Raw genomic sequence first — 15,469 nt, 5'->3', positions numbered from 1 at the left:
TAGTCGCAGAACGACCGGTCCAGATTTCTCACGATTTCGCACATGCCGAAGCCGTTGCTTCACGTCGTGTCCAAGCGTGAACCTGTTAGCGGTATGCTGGCGGGTAGGCTTCCCTAATCGCCGTTTCCCATGATTTCTTGGGTAATGGCGGAGACGAAGGGATTCGAACCCTCGAGACCCTTCCGGGCCTACTCCCTTAGCAGGGGAGCGCCTTCGACCACTCGGCCACGTCTCCGTCGACGCGTATAGCCCAGCAACTATCGGATATACAAGGGCATTCTTGAAACGACGGGCATTTTCTTGGAAAATCCAAGAACTCCTTGAAATCGCTGTTTTTCATGGCTTCTCCCCGCCCACGGTTGAGACGCCAGTCAGGAAAGGTGCACAGAAAAACGCCCGCCAGGGATACTGGCGGGCGCTGCGATCTTCGTGGGGATACCGGGTGTTCAGGTGTTAAACAGGAAATGCAGCACGTCGCCATCCTTGACGATATAGGCCTTGCCCTCGGCGCGCATCTTGCCGGCTTCCTTGGCGCCCTGTTCGCCATTGTTGGCGATGAAATCCTCATAGGCGATGGTTTCTGCCCGGATGAAACCTTTTTCGAAATCGCCGTGGATGACGCCTGCGGCCTGCGGTGCCGAGGTGCCCGCGCGGATGGTCCAGGCGCGGGCCTCTTTCGGGCCGACGGTGAAATAGGTTTCCAGATGCAGCAGCTCGTAGCCTGCACGGATCAGACGGTCGAGCCCGGCTTCGCTGAGGCCCATTTCCTCAAGGAACATCTCTGCCTCTTCGGGATCCAGCTGGCTGATCTCTTCTTCGATCTGAGCCGAGATAATCACATGGGCATTGCCCTGTGCCGCTGCCATTTCTGCCACTTTGGCAGAGTATTCGTTGCCTTCAACGGATTCGGATTCGCCGACATTGCAGACATAAAGCACCGGTTTGGTGGTCAGCAGCTGCAGCATCCGCCAAGCCTTGGCATCTTCGGCGTCAACCTCGACGAGGCGCGCGGGTTTGCCCTCTTCCAGCATCGCCTGGGCGTCGGCCAGAAGGCGATCCTGCTGCTGGGCCTCCTTGTCATTGCCCTTCAGCTTGCGCACGAGGCCCGCACGGCGTTTCTCGATGCTTTCCAGGTCGGCCAGCATCAGTTCGGTTTCGATGGTTTCAGCATCGGCCACCGGATCGACGCGCCCTTCGACGTGGGTCACATCGCCGTCTTCGAAACAGCGCAGCACATGGGCGATGGCGTCCACTTCACGGATATTGGCCAGGAACTGGTTGCCCAGCCCTTCGCCCTTGGAGGCGCCTTTGACGAGGCCGGCGATGTCCACGAATGTCATCCGTGTCGGGATGATCTGTTTCGATCCCGCGACGGCTGCCAGTTTATCAAGGCGCGCATCGGGCACCCCGACCTCACCCACATTCGGCTCGATCGTGCAGAACGGAAAATTCGCTGCCTGCGCCGAGGCTGTTTTCGTCAATGCGTTGAACAATGTCGACTTACCAACATTGGGCAGACCGACGATTCCCATTTTAAAGCCCATACCGGCCTCCTGATGCCACTTGGGAGCCGCTTCTAGGCAGCATTGGGCGGTGGCGCAAGCGGTCATGGCCCCGCAGCAACCATTGTCATTCGCCCCGGCCGCCCCGTTCACGCCATATCACGGCCGCTATCATTGTCTTGATTTTCCTGTTGCAAACGGACTTCAATACCCATGTCCCGGTCACCCAATTCTCCTGATGCTGAGTGAGACGATGAAATACATTGCTGCCCTGACCGCCGTCCTTTTGTCCGCAGGCGCCGCCGCCGCGCAGGACCGCGAACTATCTGTCGGGATCGGATACTCCGAATTTTCCCGGCCCGGTTCGGAAAACAGCGCGCTTGTGTCGCTGGATTACCGGCACCACGCGTTTTACGAAAAGGGCATCTTTTCCGCCCGTTTCGGTGCTGCCCTGGACGTGCAGGAGACCGGAGACCTCTTCATCGGCGCCGGTGTGGCGGGCAAATGGGATCTGGGCCAATCCTGGTTCATCGAGGCCAGCGTCCTTCCGGGCGCCTATTTCGAAAGCGTGGCGCTGAACGATCTGGGGTCAACCTTCGAGATCCGCAGCATGGCAGGGGTCGGGCGCAGCTTTGCCAACGGAACCGCCCTGTCGCTGTCCCTGTCGCATAAATCCAATGCCTCGACCGCCGATATCAATCCCGGTGTCAATTCCCTGCATCTGCGCTGGCATTTTCCGCTGTGATCCGTGGCATGTGCTGCAGGGTTGATGTGGCTTGGGATTGATTTCCGGCAGAACATTCGGCACACCAGAGCGGACATCACAAACAAGGCCCGATCATGACCCGCATTGACGCCAAATTCGCCGAGCTTTCGGCCGCCGGAAAGAAAGCTTTCGTCTCCTATGTCATGGCCGGAGATCCGGATTTCGACACCGCGCTGGAGGTGGTCAAGGGGCTGCCTGCCGCCGGGGTCGACATTATCGAACTGGGCCTGCCCTTTACCGATCCGATGGCGGATGGGCCCACCATTCAGTTGGCCGGGCAACGGGCGCTGGACGCCGGGATGACCCTGGAACGTACCCTGCAGCTGGCCGCGGAATTCCGCAAAGGTGACGACACCACGCCGATCGTGCTGATGGGCTATTACAACCCGATCTATAACCGCGGCGTCGATAAATTTCTGACCGACGCCAAGGCCGCCGGGATCGACGGGCTGATCGTGGTCGACCTGCCCCCGGAAGAAGACGATGAGCTGTGCATTCCCGCCCAGGCCGCCGGGCTGAACTTCATTCGCCTTGCGACGCCCACTACCGATGACAAACGCCTGCCGCGGGTGCTGCAGAACACCTCGGGCTTTGTCTATTATGTCTCCATCACCGGCATTACCGGCGCCGCCGAGGCCGAAGCAGGCGATGTTGGACCGGAAGTGGCGCGCATCAAGGCCGCCACCGACCTTCCGGTGATCGTGGGCTTCGGCATCAATACCCCGGAAAAGGCGCGCAATATCGCGTCGATTTCGGACGGTGCCGTAGTCGGCAGCGCCATCGTCAGCCAGATAGCCGCCGGAAAACCGGTGGAAGAGGTTCTGGCCTTTGTGAAATCGCTGTCGGATGGCGCCCACGCCGCCTGACGCCTCCTTCAGAACAACAACCTGATCCGCGTTTGCGGATCAGGTAGGCCAGGGCAGGCTGCTCCCGGCAAGCGCGCGCGCCATTGCCGCAACAAGGTCGGATTTGCGGGTTGGTTTGGCCACATGCGCCGTCATGCCCTGCGCCAGATAGCCCTCAATCTGATGCGCCATCGCATTGGCCGAAATGGCAATGATCGGCACCGGCGCACGACCCTCTTCACGTTCGGCGCGGCGGATCTCACTGGTTGCGGCAACACCGTCCATAACGGGCATGTTCACGTCCATCAGGATCAGATCAGCGCCACCCGCCCGCCAGAGCGCACAGAGCTCGGCCCCATCCGGCAGAATGGTCAGATCCAGATCGAACTCCTTCAGCAGGTGGCGCAGGACCAGTTGATTGGTCAGATTGTCCTCAGCCGCCAGAACCCGCCAGCGGTGACGCTGCAACACCTCATTGCTCCAGTCCAGTTCGTCCTGCGCCGGATCCTCCGCAATGGGTTCTGTGCTTTGCAACACCAGTGAGACATGGAATTCGCTGCCCTCCCCGGCTGCACTGGTGAAATCGATCCCGCCGCCCATTTCCCGGCAGATCTGCTGCGCCACCACCAGACCCAGCCCGGTCCCGCCATGCAGCCGGTTCACGCTGACCTCGGCCTGAGCAAAGGGACTGAACAGTTTCTTGTGCTGCGCCGCGTGGATGCCACTGCCGGTATCCCGGATCCTGAAATCCAGCGCCACGCAGCCGTTTGTTACCTCCCGCGCATGCACGGTAAAGGTTACGGCCCCTTCGGAAGTGAACTTCAGCGCATTGGCCAGAAGATTGCCCAAAACCTGAGTAAGCCGCGTCGGATCCAGTTCAGCCCAGACCTCTTTACGGGCCATCAGCCCGCTCAGCACGCTGGTAAAGGACAGGCCCTTTGCTTCGACCCGGGGGCGAAACTGGCGGCATAGGGAGTGAAATACCTCAGTCACGCAGGTTGGCATCATCTCCAGTTCAAGCTTACCCGCTTCGACCTTGGAGAGATCCAGAATGTCATTGACGATGGTCAGCAACAGATTGCCGCTGTCAGCGATGGTCTCCAGCGCCTGTTTCTGATCCTCGCGCATGCCGCTGTCCGCGAGAACCTCGGCCATGCCCAGAACGCCGTTCAACGGCGTCCTGATTTCATGGCTCATTACCGCCAGAAAGGCCGACTTGGCCTGGTTGGCCGCTTCGGCCTCCTGCCGAGCGGCCCGTTCCTGCTCAAGTGCAAGGCGCAGATCGGCAATTGTTGCTGTTGCGGGCAACCTGGGTTCGGAATTGCGGTTCACTGTCGAAATGACATGCCTCAATCGGTTCGTACGTTTCAATAATCGCCCAAACCCATACAGACACCGCCCTGAGCCGGCCTCAAATGGCGCCAGAAATACGGCTACCCTGCAAGATTTCGACGTCTTGTTTTGAAACCTATAGGTTTTCTACAATAAATATACCGTAAAATTTTACCGACAGACAATTTGCGCAGGCCATCATTGCGCCAGCAGGGTGAAATTGGTAAACAATCCTGACCACCACTAGGGCGAGGACGAACCGGTGCCTGTTATCACCAATATCAACGACCTGAAGCGCATCTACGAACGCCGCGTTCCCCGGATGTTTTACGACTACGCCGAAAGCGGCAGCTGGACCGAGCAGACGTTCCGCGAGAACACCTCGGATTTTGAACAGATCCGCCTGCGCCAGCGCGTGGCCGTTGATATGTCCGGCCGCTCCACCGCCAGCCAGATGATCGGCCAGGACGTTGCGATGCCCGTGGCACTGGCGCCCGTCGGCCTGACCGGCATGCAGCATGCCGATGGTGAAATCAAAGCCGCCCGCGCCGCCGAGGCCTTTGGTGTACCCTTTACCCTCTCGACCATGTCGATCAACTCGATCGAGGACGTGGCGGAGGCGACCACCAAACCCTTCTGGTTCCAACTATATACCATGAAGGACGAGGATTACGTGCGGCGCCTGATCGAACGCGCCAAGGCGGCCAAATGTTCGGCGCTGGTGATCACGCTGGACCTTCAGATCCTTGGGCAGCGCCACAAGGACCTGAAAAACGGTCTTTCCGCACCACCGAAACTGACACCCAAGACCATCGCCAACCTGATGACGAAATGGGCTTGGGGCATCGAAATGCTGGGCGCCAAGCGCCGCGAGTTCGGCAATATCGTCGGCCACGTTGAAGGCATTTCCGATGCGTCTTCGCTGGGTGCTTGGACGGCCGAGCAATTCGACCCATCGCTCGACTGGGGCAAGATCGAAAAGCTGAAGGAAATGTGGGGCGGCAAGGTGATCCTGAAAGGGATCCTGGACGCCGAGGATGCCAAGATGGCCGCCAAGGTCGGCGCCGATGCCATCACTGTCTCCAACCACGGCGGAAGGCAGCTGGATGGCGCACTCAGCTCGATCCGGATGCTGCCGCAGATCATGGATGCTGTCGGCGACGAGGTCGAAGTGCATCTGGACAGCGGCATCCGCTCGGGGCAGGACGTCCTGAAGGCGCTGGCGCTGGGGGCCAAGGGCACCATGATCGGCCGCGCCTTTGTCTATGGCCTAGGCGCCATGGGGCAGAAGGGTGTGACCACTGCTCTGGAAGTCATCCAGAAAGAGCTGGACACCACAATGGCCCTGTGCGGCGAGCGCAACGTGGCGGATCTTGGCCGTCATAACCTGCTGGTCCCCGAAGGGTTCGAAGGACGCTGGCAGGACTGATCTCCGGCAGCGATTTTTAAGCTTTGCATTGCGGGGATTCTCCGCTATACGCGCGGCTTCACGCGGGGTGACAGCCTTGGAGGCATCCCGCCCTAACATATTGGAGAATTAAAATGGCTGGAGAGATTCCTGATCTCGTTTGCCAGGAACGTGCGGGGACGGGCAAGGGCGCCGCTCGCGCAGCGCGTCGCGCTGGCATGGTTCCTGGTGTTGTTTTTGGTGGTGACGTCGATCCCGTTGCGATCCAGATCCCCTTTAACGAGCTGTTCAAAAAGCTGAAAGCCGGTCGCTTCAAGTCCACCCTGTGGAACCTGAAGGTCGAAGGTCAGGAAGACGTCCGCGTCATCTGCCGCGACGTCCAGCGTGACGTGGTCAAAGACCTGCCGACTCACTTTGACCTGATGCGCCTGCGCCGCACCACCAAGATCAACCTGTTCATCCCGGTTGAGTTCGTCGGTGAAGACGTTGCACCCGGCATCAAAAAAGGCGGCATGCTGTCCGTCGTCCGCCCCGAGGTGGAACTGGTCGTGACCGCTGGCGATATTCCGGAGAAGCTCGTCGTGGACATCTCCGAGCTGCAGATCGGTGACACCGTCACCATCTCCGCGATTGACCTGCCGAGTGGCGCCAAACCGACCATCGACCGCGACTTCGTGATTGCGAACATCGCAGCACCTGCTGGCCTGGCTGCCTCGGACGACGAGGAAGAAGGCGAAGCGGAAGAAGCCGCAGAAGAATAAGATCCACGCCACATTGGCAGGATCACGGAACGGAGCCCCATTCGGGCTCCGTTTTCTTTTGCCACAGCAAAAAACGCCCATCTGCCCCGGCTCTGGATTTCCGGGCGCGCAGCGGGCATGTATCAGGCAGAGATCTGCAAACAGCGAGAGAGCCCATGAAACTCTTTGTCGGACTGGGAAACCCCGGCGCCAAATACGAAAGAAACCGGCACAATATCGGCTTCATGGCGCTGGACCGGATCGCCGAAGACCACGGGTTTTCCCCCTGGAAGTCGAAATTCCAGGGACAGATCTGCGAAGGCACCCTGAGCGGTGAAAAGGTGCTGCTGCTGAAGCCGCAGACCTTCATGAACAATTCCGGCCAGTCCGTCGGGGAAACCATGCGATTCTACAAGCTGACACCAGCGGATGTCACCGTGCTGCATGACGAACTGGATCTGGCTCCCGGCAAGGCGCGCGTCAAACAGGGCGGTGGCCACGCGGGCCACAACGGGCTGCGCTCGATCCACGCCCATATCGGCGCAGACTACGCCCGCGTGCGTCTGGGCATCGGTCATCCCGGCCACAAGGACGCCGTGGCAGGTTATGTGCTACGCGATTTCCCCAAGGCGGACGAAGACTGGCTCGACGATTTAATGCGCGGCATTTCCGACGGCGCAGCATCGCTGGCCAAAGGGGACGGCGGCAAATTCATGAATGCGGTTGCCCTGCGCACCGCGCCGCCACGCAGCTCCACTTCGCCCAAGGGGCAGGAGAAGCAGGCCAAGGCGGAAAAGCAGGCGGACAAAGCCCCCGAGACACAGGACAACCGCTCCCCGCTTGAGCGTCTGGTGGACAAGTTCAAGTAGGCTGCTTTCCGTTGCGTCCGCTTTGCGCGGGTTCACCCCGGCGGCTAGGCTGACCGTAAAGGGGAGGAAAGACATGCGCAAACTCATGCGGATAGCCGGGCGTGTCCTGGCCATTGCAGCCGTTGTCCTGCTGGCGGCAGGCCTGTGGAAACGGGACGAGATCATGCGCCTTTGGGCGGTGAATTCGCTGTTTGCCGAAGACAGGATCGTGGCAAATTTCTCCAACATGGAGGGCGCCTTTCTGACCCGGCCGGTGTCGCGCGGCGACGGACCCGTCGTGCCCCTTGCCACAGGCGAGGCGATGACCCTGCCCGCCGGAGCGGACGACTGGATCGATGCCCGCGCCGTGACCTCTCTTCTGGTGCTGAAGGACGGGCAGATCCGCCACGAAAGCTATCACCTTGGCACTGCTGAGACGGACCGGCGGATTTCCTGGTCGGTGGCGAAAAGCTATCTTTCGGCGCTGTTCGGGATCCTGCTGGAGGAAGGTGCGATTGCCTCGCTCGACGATCCGGTCACCACATACGCGCCGCTGCTGAAAGGCAGCGCCTATGACGGCGCCAGCATCCGTAACGTGCTCAACATGGCCAGCGGCGTCACCTTTGACGAGGATTACCTGGATTATGACTCCGACATTAACCGCATGGGCCGCGAGATCGCATTGGGCGGGGCGCTGGACCAGTTCGCTGCCGATTTGAAGGACAGCTTCGCCGCTCCGGGCAGCACCTGGCAATATGTGTCGATCGACACCCATGTGATCGGCATGGTGATCCGGGGCGCCACCGGGCGCAGCATTCCGGACCTCCTGTCGGAAAAGATCATCACCCCGCTGGGGCTGGAACAGGCACCCTATTACGTGACCGATGGCGACGGCGTGGCCTTTGTGCTGGGCGGGCTCAATATCACCACCCGCGATTGTGCCCGGTTCGGCCTGATGATCGAACAGGACGGCCGGTACAACGGTCAGCAGATCGTGCCTGCCGACTGGATCGCCGCCTCGACCCGCCCCTCTGCTCCGACCAAGGAGGGCAAGATCGGATATGGCTATCAATGGTGGGTGCCCATCGGCGCCCATGACGGCGAATTCCTCGCCCGCGGTGTCTATGGCCAATACATCTATATCGACCAGGACCGGGACGTGGTGATCGTCAGCACGGCAGCAGACAGAAAATTCCGCGACAAGGGCGTAAACCGCGCTAATATCGAGATGTTTCGACAGATCGCCCGCGCATTATAGGGAGACCCGCATGGAAAAAGACGACAGCATCAATGTTCTGGGAGAGGCGCTTGAGCCCTGCTCCACCGATCCGATGACCGGCTTTTTCCGCGATGGCGCCTGCAACACCTGCGCGGCGGATCAGGGCAGCCACACCGTCTGCGCGGTGATGACGGCAGAGTTCCTTGCTTATTCGAAATATGTGGGAAATGACCTCAGCACGCCACGACCCGAATTCCAGTTCAAGGGACTAAAACCCGGCGATTGCTGGTGCCTCTGCGCCGCTCGGTTCCTGCAGGCCGCCGATGAAGGCTGTGCGCCGCGAGTGAACCTGAAAGGCACCCACCAACGGGCGCTCGACGTCGTGCCAATCGACGTCCTGAAGGCCCACAGTGCCTAAGCGGAGACCCTAGCCGTCGTCACTCATCAGATCCTCGATGAACAGACTCAGCAGCTGCGTACGGCCGCTGACCCCGGCCTTGCGGTAGATCGCATTGCTCTGCGCCTTGACCGTGCCGTCCGAGGTTTGGCGCAGCTCTGCGATTTCCGAAAGGCTGAGGCCCTTGAGGGAAAACAGCGCCACATCGCGTTCGGCCGGGGTCAGACCCCAGGCGCAGAACCGTTCCTCTAGGTGATCCTTGAAGGCGGATTGCATCAGGCGCAGGCTTTCCTCGACCGCGCGCACCCGCTGCTGGCTGCGCCGGTAGGCAATCCAGCCCAGCACCACCCCCAACACGAGTCCCAGTGCGGCGCCGATTTCCAGAAATTCGCGGGTCTGCCAGCTGATCGGACGGGACCGTAGCCCCAGCACCGTAAGCGCGATATCGGAAACGAAAAACATGGCGCAAAGACCTTGCACCAATACCAGAACGGGAAGGAACCAACCCGTCTTCATGCGGCTGCCCTGCGTTTGGTCAGCACAGGCGCGTCCGGCCCATGATCAGTCATCACCGTCCCCGCCTTCGCCATCGCCACCTTCACCGGAGCCGCCCTGTCCGTCACCCCCATGACCGCCGTGGCCGCCCGCGCCGGGACCATCGCCGTTGCCGCCATCGTCAGATCCGTCATCCCCGTCTTCGCCGCCATCATCCCCGTCGCTGTCTCCGTCTTCGCCACCAAGGCGATCAAACAGGCTGAAAAGGCCGCTGCTGGCGCTGTCGTCATCCTTGTCTTCGATGTAATCGCGCAGGATCTCACCGGTGCCGGGGTTCACAATGATCTCGCGCTCGGTCCGGTCGGTTGTGGCCACGATCCTGTAGCGGCCAAGGAAAGTCCGCGTCACCACGATCTCGCCATAACCCTGCTGGCGCAGCTGATCGGTAATTCTGTCCGTGAAGGAGTCGGCCAAGGCGACGCCCGGATATGTCAGCAACATGACAAGACCAAAGAGGACGTCGGCGATCCGGCTGCGCATGGGCTGTGTCCTCCTTCGTGTGATTTCAACGGGGCGATGGGTTGCTCTGTGGGACAATGCCACTGATCGGCAGAAAAGCTCAACCGCGGTATCAGGCAGAAAATACCGCGGTTGAACCTTGTGAGGCGCCGGGGGGAAATGGAGCGTTGGGACGGATGCTCCACAGGCGCCTTGGGTGCGCTTAAGGGACGCGCGTCGGGTTAGTCGTGACCTTCACCACCGTTTCCTTCACCACCATGGCCTTCGCCACCGCCGCCGTGGCCCTCACCGCCATGGCCTTCACCACCGTGGCCCTCGCCACCGTGACCTTCACCGCCATGGCCCTCGCCACCTTCACCGTGGCCTTCGCCGCCCTCGCCGTGGCCCTCTCCATGGCCTTCGCCGTGGTCGTCTTCACCCGCATCATCGGACTTCCCATAGGCATAGGCATGCTCGTTCTGGTTCTGATGCTGGTTCTGGTTCTGATAGGCGTGCTCGTAGGAATTCTGGTTCTGCTCGCCCGAGCCTGTATCGGTAGAGGCATAGGTGGTCGCTGCAAGGCCCAAGAGGATTGCGGTGCTGGTCAGAAGTACGCGGTTCATCAGGATCTTCCTTTTATTGATCACGTTGGCGGTGGGTTTTCAGCCGCCTTGACCCAGACTGAACCGCTCGGCCCGGCAAGAACCATTCGACAGAGGTTTAAATTCCGGCCGGACTGCGGTTGGTTTAGGGCGCATAAACCTGGGTTTATGGCGCCGAAAACGAAAAAAAGAGCCGCCAGATGGCAGCTCTTTTCCTGTGTTTGCAGATAGATCAGGCGGATCGGATCAATCTTCCAGATCGCGGCCCTCTTCGGTGTCGGACATGTCAAACCCCAGATGGCGCGCCACCGTGAAGATGTCCTTGTCGCCGCGACCGCACATGTTCATCACGATGATATGGTCCTTGGGCAGGGTCGGCGCGATCTTCATCACATGGGCCAGCGCGTGGCTCGGCTCCAGCGCCGGGATGATTCCCTCCATCGCGCAGGACAGTTGGAATGCCTCCAGCGCTTCCTTGTCGGTGATCGACACATATTCGGCGCGGCCCGTGTCATGCAGCCAAGCGTGCTCCGGGCCGATGCCGGGATAATCCAGACCCGCAGAGATCGAGAAGCCTTCGAGGATCTGACCATCGTCGTCCTGCAAGAGGTAAGTGCGGTTGCCGTGCAGCACGCCCGGGCGACCACCGGTGAGCGAGGCACAATGCTGCATCTTCTCGTCCACGCCCTTGCCGCCAGCCTCGACCCCGATGATGCCGACGCTCTTGTCGTCCAGGAACGGGTAGAACAGGCCCATCGCGTTGGAGCCACCGCCAATCGCCGCAACCAGCGTATCGGGCAGGCGGCCTTCGCCTTCCTGTTCGGCCAGCTGCCAGCGCACTTCCTTGCCGATGACGGACTGGAAGTCGCGCACCATCGCCGGATAAGGGTGCGGGCCTGCCACGGTGCCGATGCAGTAGAAGGTGTCACGCACGTTGGTCACCCAGTCGCGCAGCGCATCGTTCATCGCATCTTTCAGCGTGCCCCGGCCCGAAGTCACCGGAATCACCTCGGCGCCCAGCAGACGCATGCGGAACACGTTCGGGGCCTGACGTTTGACGTCATGGGCCCCCATGTAGACCACACATTTCAGGCCGAACTTGGCGCAGACGGTCGCCGTGGCGACGCCGTGCTGACCGGCACCGGTTTCGGCGATGATCCGGGTTTTGCCCATGCGGCGGGCCAGCAGGATCTGACCCAGCACGTTGTTCACCTTGTGGGCGCCGGTGTGGTTCAGCTCGTCGCGCTTCATATAGATCTTGGCGCCGCCCAGATGATTGGTCAGGCGTTCCGCGAAATACAGCGGGCTGGGACGGCCCACGTAGTTCTTCCACAGATCGTCCATCTCGGCCCAAAAGGTCGGGTCGTCCTTGGCCCGGTCGTATTCCTCTTCAAGGCTGAGGATCAGCGGCATCAGCGTTTCACTGACGAAACGCCCGCCGAAAATGCCAAAGCGACCCTTTTCGTCGGGCCCGTTCATGAAGCTGTTGAAAAGATCTTCGGCCATGATTGTTCCTCTCTGCGCGGCACTGCTTCTGAGTATAGGGCAGCAGGCGACGGGTAAAGAGACACCAGACAGGAATCGCGCCATCTGCGGTAAAGTCACCGGGATGACCGGCCCGAAGCCGGGACGCGGCTCCGGTAGCCGCAAGCCCGTCGCCAATCTGGGCTTAACCCGTTGCGTGCTCCACAAAGGCGCGGATCAGGTCCGCATCCTTGACGCCGGGGGCGCTTTCAACGCCCGAGGACACATCGACCTGACGGGCACCGGTCATCCGGATTGCCTCGGCAACGTTCTCCGGGGTCAGACCACCGGCCAGCATCCAGGGCTTGCGCCAGTATTTGCGCCCGGCCAGCAGGCGCCAGTCAAAGGCAAGCCCGTTGCCGCCCGGAAGGTCAGCGCCCTTGGGCGGTTTGGCATCGATCAGAAGTTGGTCAGCCACATCGGAGTAAATATCAATCTGCGCCAGGTCCGCCGCGTCAGCCACCCCGATGGCCTTCATCACAGGCAGGCCGTAGCGCGCCTTGACCTCGGCCACGCGCTGGGGTGTTTCCTTGCCGTGCAGCTGCAACATGTCCAGCGGCACGGCCTCTGTCAGCGCATCCAGCTCCGCATCGCCCGCGTTGACCGTCAGGGCAACCTTGCACAGACCCACGGGCGCAGCAGCGGCCAGGGTTGCAGCGGTTTCATAGGAAACGTTGCGTGGTGATTTTTCGAAGAAGACAAAGCCTGCGTAGGCCGCGCCCGCGCGCGCCACGCAATCGACGTCCTGCGGCGTGCTGAGGCCGCAGACCTTTACCCGGATGTCAGCAGCCATCAGATCAGACCGCGTCGTCCAGCAGCGCCAGAACTTCGTCCTTGCCTTCGTGCTTCTGCTTTTTCAGCTTCTGCACTTCGCGGGACAGTTTCTTCACCTCGCGGGTCTGATTTCCGACCTCGCGGCGGTGCTTGTGCTCGCGCAGCCATTCCCAGATGAAGCCAATCACCAGACCGGCCGCAACGCCGCCCAGAACCACGACAAACAGCGGCAGGGCGATGCCCGGGTTCCAGCCCACCAGTTCCGCCAGGGCGGTTGGCATCAGCTTCAGCTCCACAACAGAGCGGTTCGCAAGGCTCACAGAGACCAGAATGATCCCAAGCGAAGCCAGGATGGCATACCGAATATAGCGCATTTAAGCCTTTCCGTTCAGACGGTCCCTCAAGAGCTTTCCAGTCTTGAAGAACGGCACATGTTTTTCCTCAACATGGACCGTTTCGCCGGTACGGGGATTGCGACCAACCCGCGCATCGCGCTTTTTCACCGAAAAAGCGCCAAAGCCGCGCAGCTCAACCCGGTCACCCCGGGCCATCGCATCGGTCACTTCCTCAAATACCGTGTTCACGATCCTTTCGACGTCCCGCTGATACAGGTGCGGGTTTTCGTCTGCAATCTTCTGAATCAGTTCAGAGCGGATCATCCTTTCTGCCCTCCCAAGCCAACGCAATCCTTTGTCGAGTGTTCCCGACTATAGGAAAAAATCGGCGCGCCGGGAACAAAAACAGGCGTCGCCAACCTCCTAATCTGAGGAGATTGCACGAAATTGCTTTGTAAAACCAGCCATTTGCTGCCTATAGGGCAGTTTGCCGCCGCCCGGGCCCGGTTTCGCGCCGCCGACGGCCTGCGGCCGGACCTGATTCGCCGCCCGCTCAGGCCCGGGGCCCCGAGGTGTCAAAATCAGCGCGGAAATCTCAGGTTGAGATCAAACGCGCATATCGATTGGCTCCTTGGGGTCCAGTTGAAACATCACCATATCATACTCCATGGGCGCGGAAGACAAGGTATTGCTCCAGTCATGGATGGGCCGATAAAAGTTCTCCGCCTCCGGCACAGTGATATCCACCGTCTTGGTCGTATCCAATGTAACCGCCACGCCGCCACGCAGATTTTTTGCCTCAAGACTCTCATAAAAGGCCGCATTCTCCTCTCGCATCTTAGCTTGACGCTCAACTTCATTAGAAATGACTCGCTTTGCTTCCTCAGGACTGAGCAAGTCGTTGATTTCGTCTTCGCTTGCTGCATACCTGCCTTTAATGGCGATTGCCGATGCCTGTTCATAATCCTTGATGGTTACGGACCCGCCGGCGTGCGTAATGATCAGGTCGTTTCCGTCCTTTTTCGCAGTATATGTTTGAGTGTCGATCTCCAGCATCAATTCGGCGCCGCGCGCGACCTGCACGGTGTCATGGCCTGCGTCACGTCCAACGCTCATCGCCACAGTTCCGCCGCCAATCGAAATCGTATCATTGCCGGTGCCTCCATTAACTGACAGGGTTTCCTGAACCGTAACGGAAATAAAGTCATCCCCTGCCCCTCCATGGATATCCGCCCGGCCAAGATAAGCCGCTGTTGCCTGCCTCACGCGTTCCTCCGCCGTTTCTGCTCGGGTATAGCCAGAGAACCCTGACATCCAATTCAAAGCCGACTTCCCCTCTTGCGTTACAGCTGACGCACCAATTCCAGCATCTACGGATATGGTGTCCTGACCGTCGGCGCCGTAAATACCGATGACAACCCCGCCACGAATGGCTACGGAATCGTTCCCCTCGCCCGCATGGATGTTCTTTACCAAGTCGGATTCGATCGCGATCGCATCGTTGCCGCCTTTGGTGGACACACCGCTTACGCGCTTGGCCTTGATCGCGACCGCATCATTGCTGACTGTTTTGGAGCGCCACCCGAGTACAAGATTGCCAGATTTGGTTTGCCTAGCGTGCATGCGGCCGTCACGATCCGTGCCTACGGACTCCACCCAATCAGCTTCGATACTGATGGCATCATTCCCTCCCTCTGTGCCAACCCCGCGGACTTTTTTGGCGCTAATGGCAAAAGAGGCTTCATTTTGGGAGGAAATATTTCTGACAGTTTTGCCGCTAACAATGCTCAGCGCATCGGAGTCCGGGGTCTTGAACAAGGCGACAACTGTTCCGCCAAAAGATCGCTCCTGGCCGCCAAGATTTTCCAAGGCCGCCGCCATATTGGCCGCCAGTTTGTGGTATCGCTCCGCGAGAATCTTGCTCTGGGCCGCTTTGCTCCTTCTGGCTGTGGAAGATTCTAATTTTCCACGGGCATTCTCAAAGATTTCGTGCTCCTTAGTTCGATAGTCAATCTCTGCTTTTGCGAGCGAATTTAGCCTGTCCACGCCCCAGGCCGTCCCTTGATCACCCGATTCGACCCGGGCCTGAGCGCCCCTGTCGCTGGCTGAGGCATTAATCAGTGTAAGGGCGGAATTATTGACAATAGAAAGGCCGGAAAATGTGGTCATGTCTCTACTCCTGAA

The 15,469-nt window shown here is 60.1% G+C and carries 17 protein-coding genes and 1 tRNA gene; 7 read left to right on the top strand and 11 right to left on the bottom strand.

The window, feature by feature from the left end; all coding sequences use genetic code 11:
- Window positions 1-145: 145 nt before the first annotated feature.
- Together SM764_RS06190 and ychF are read right to left on the bottom strand one after the other, a co-directional pair.
- Window positions 146-235, bottom strand: a tRNA-Ser gene (locus SM764_RS06190).
- A 211-nt stretch (window positions 236-446) separates the two neighbouring features.
- Complete coding sequence (gene ychF, locus SM764_RS06185; RefSeq protein WP_065272349.1) at window positions 447-1,544, bottom strand: redox-regulated ATPase YchF; 1,098 nt, start codon at window positions 1,542-1,544, stop codon at window positions 447-449.
- Between the two features lie 211 nt (window positions 1,545-1,755).
- Between ychF and SM764_RS06180 the strand changes: the two genes are divergently transcribed.
- Both SM764_RS06180 and trpA read left to right on the top strand, forming a co-directional pair.
- Window positions 1,756-2,247, top strand: coding sequence for an acyloxyacyl hydrolase (locus SM764_RS06180; protein ID WP_274830573.1), 492 nt, complete (start codon window positions 1,756-1,758; stop codon window positions 2,245-2,247).
- 95 nt (window positions 2,248-2,342) lie between these two features.
- The gene (gene trpA, locus SM764_RS06175; protein ID WP_065272348.1) at window positions 2,343-3,134 is read left to right on the top strand and encodes a tryptophan synthase subunit alpha; all 792 of its coding nucleotides are present in this window, start codon (window positions 2,343-2,345) and stop codon (window positions 3,132-3,134) included.
- A 39-nt stretch (window positions 3,135-3,173) separates the two neighbouring features.
- On the opposite strand, the gene SM764_RS06170 is transcribed toward trpA, so the two are convergent.
- On the bottom strand, window positions 3,174-4,421 hold the full coding sequence (locus SM764_RS06170; RefSeq protein ID WP_369001292.1) for an ATP-binding protein: 1,248 nt from the start codon (window positions 4,419-4,421) through the stop codon (window positions 3,174-3,176).
- A 286-nt stretch (window positions 4,422-4,707) separates the two neighbouring features.
- Here SM764_RS06170 and SM764_RS06165 point away from each other — a divergent pair, with 286 nt between their 5' ends.
- The 5 genes from SM764_RS06165 to SM764_RS06145 all read left to right on the top strand — a co-directional run bounded on the left by SM764_RS06165 (window position 4,708) and on the right by SM764_RS06145 (window position 9,078).
- Window positions 4,708-5,874 carry an alpha-hydroxy acid oxidase gene (locus SM764_RS06165; protein ID WP_065272346.1) on the top strand — a complete coding sequence of 389 codons (1,167 nt, stop codon included), beginning with the start codon at window positions 4,708-4,710 and terminating at the stop codon, window positions 5,872-5,874.
- Between the two features lie 113 nt (window positions 5,875-5,987).
- A complete protein-coding gene (locus SM764_RS06160) occupies window positions 5,988-6,614 on the top strand; it encodes a 50S ribosomal protein L25/general stress protein Ctc (RefSeq protein ID WP_368947754.1) in 627 nt (208 codons plus the stop codon).
- A 155-nt stretch (window positions 6,615-6,769) separates the two neighbouring features.
- Window positions 6,770-7,462 carry an aminoacyl-tRNA hydrolase gene (pth, locus tag SM764_RS06155; protein WP_368947755.1) on the top strand — a complete coding sequence of 231 codons (693 nt, stop codon included), beginning with the start codon at window positions 6,770-6,772 and terminating at the stop codon, window positions 7,460-7,462.
- Between the two features lie 73 nt (window positions 7,463-7,535).
- Window positions 7,536-8,699 (top strand): serine hydrolase domain-containing protein, encoded by a 1,164-nt coding sequence (locus SM764_RS06150; RefSeq protein WP_369001291.1) that lies wholly within the window; start codon window positions 7,536-7,538, stop codon window positions 8,697-8,699.
- Between the two features lie 10 nt (window positions 8,700-8,709).
- Window positions 8,710-9,078 (top strand): DUF2237 family protein, encoded by a 369-nt coding sequence (locus tag SM764_RS06145; RefSeq protein ID WP_368981631.1) that lies wholly within the window; start codon window positions 8,710-8,712, stop codon window positions 9,076-9,078.
- A 9-nt stretch (window positions 9,079-9,087) separates the two neighbouring features.
- On the opposite strand, the gene SM764_RS06140 is transcribed toward SM764_RS06145, so the two are convergent.
- From SM764_RS06140 to SM764_RS06105, 8 genes are all read right to left on the bottom strand, one after another.
- On the bottom strand, window positions 9,088-9,573 hold the full coding sequence (locus SM764_RS06140) for a helix-turn-helix transcriptional regulator (protein WP_369001290.1): 486 nt from the start codon (window positions 9,571-9,573) through the stop codon (window positions 9,088-9,090).
- Window positions 9,574-9,618: 45 nt separating this feature from the next.
- Window positions 9,619-10,092, bottom strand: coding sequence for a hypothetical protein (locus SM764_RS06135; RefSeq protein ID WP_368947759.1), 474 nt, complete (start codon window positions 10,090-10,092; stop codon window positions 9,619-9,621).
- Window positions 10,093-10,292: 200 nt separating this feature from the next.
- Entirely contained in the window at window positions 10,293-10,673 is a 381-nt protein-coding gene (locus SM764_RS06130) for a hypothetical protein (protein ID WP_368947760.1), read from the bottom strand.
- Window positions 10,674-10,898: 225 nt separating this feature from the next.
- Window positions 10,899-12,158, bottom strand: a complete 1,260-nt coding sequence (trpB, locus tag SM764_RS06125) for a tryptophan synthase subunit beta (protein ID WP_065272338.1) — start codon at window positions 12,156-12,158, stop codon at window positions 10,899-10,901.
- 163 nt (window positions 12,159-12,321) lie between these two features.
- Window positions 12,322-12,969, bottom strand: coding sequence for a phosphoribosylanthranilate isomerase (locus SM764_RS06120; protein ID WP_368947761.1), 648 nt, complete (start codon window positions 12,967-12,969; stop codon window positions 12,322-12,324).
- A gap of 4 nt (window positions 12,970-12,973) precedes the next feature.
- A complete protein-coding gene (locus SM764_RS06115) occupies window positions 12,974-13,324 on the bottom strand; it encodes a lipopolysaccharide assembly protein LapA domain-containing protein (protein ID WP_274838002.1) in 351 nt (116 codons plus the stop codon).
- Window positions 13,325-13,609, bottom strand: coding sequence for an integration host factor subunit beta (gene ihfB / locus SM764_RS06110; RefSeq protein WP_065272335.1), 285 nt, complete (start codon window positions 13,607-13,609; stop codon window positions 13,325-13,327).
- A gap of 282 nt (window positions 13,610-13,891) precedes the next feature.
- Complete coding sequence (locus SM764_RS06105; RefSeq protein ID WP_369001289.1) at window positions 13,892-15,454, bottom strand: hypothetical protein; 1,563 nt, start codon at window positions 15,452-15,454, stop codon at window positions 13,892-13,894.
- Window positions 15,455-15,469: the final 15 nt, after the last annotated feature.

Origin of the sequence: Pseudophaeobacter sp. 1A16562 (assembly GCF_041008785.1) — a bacterium.
Classification (GTDB): Bacteria; Pseudomonadota; Alphaproteobacteria; order Rhodobacterales; family Rhodobacteraceae; genus Phycobacter; species Phycobacter gallaeciensis_A.
The sequence above is the reverse complement of the archived record's forward strand: the minus strand, read 5'-3'. Positions and strand labels throughout refer to the sequence as shown.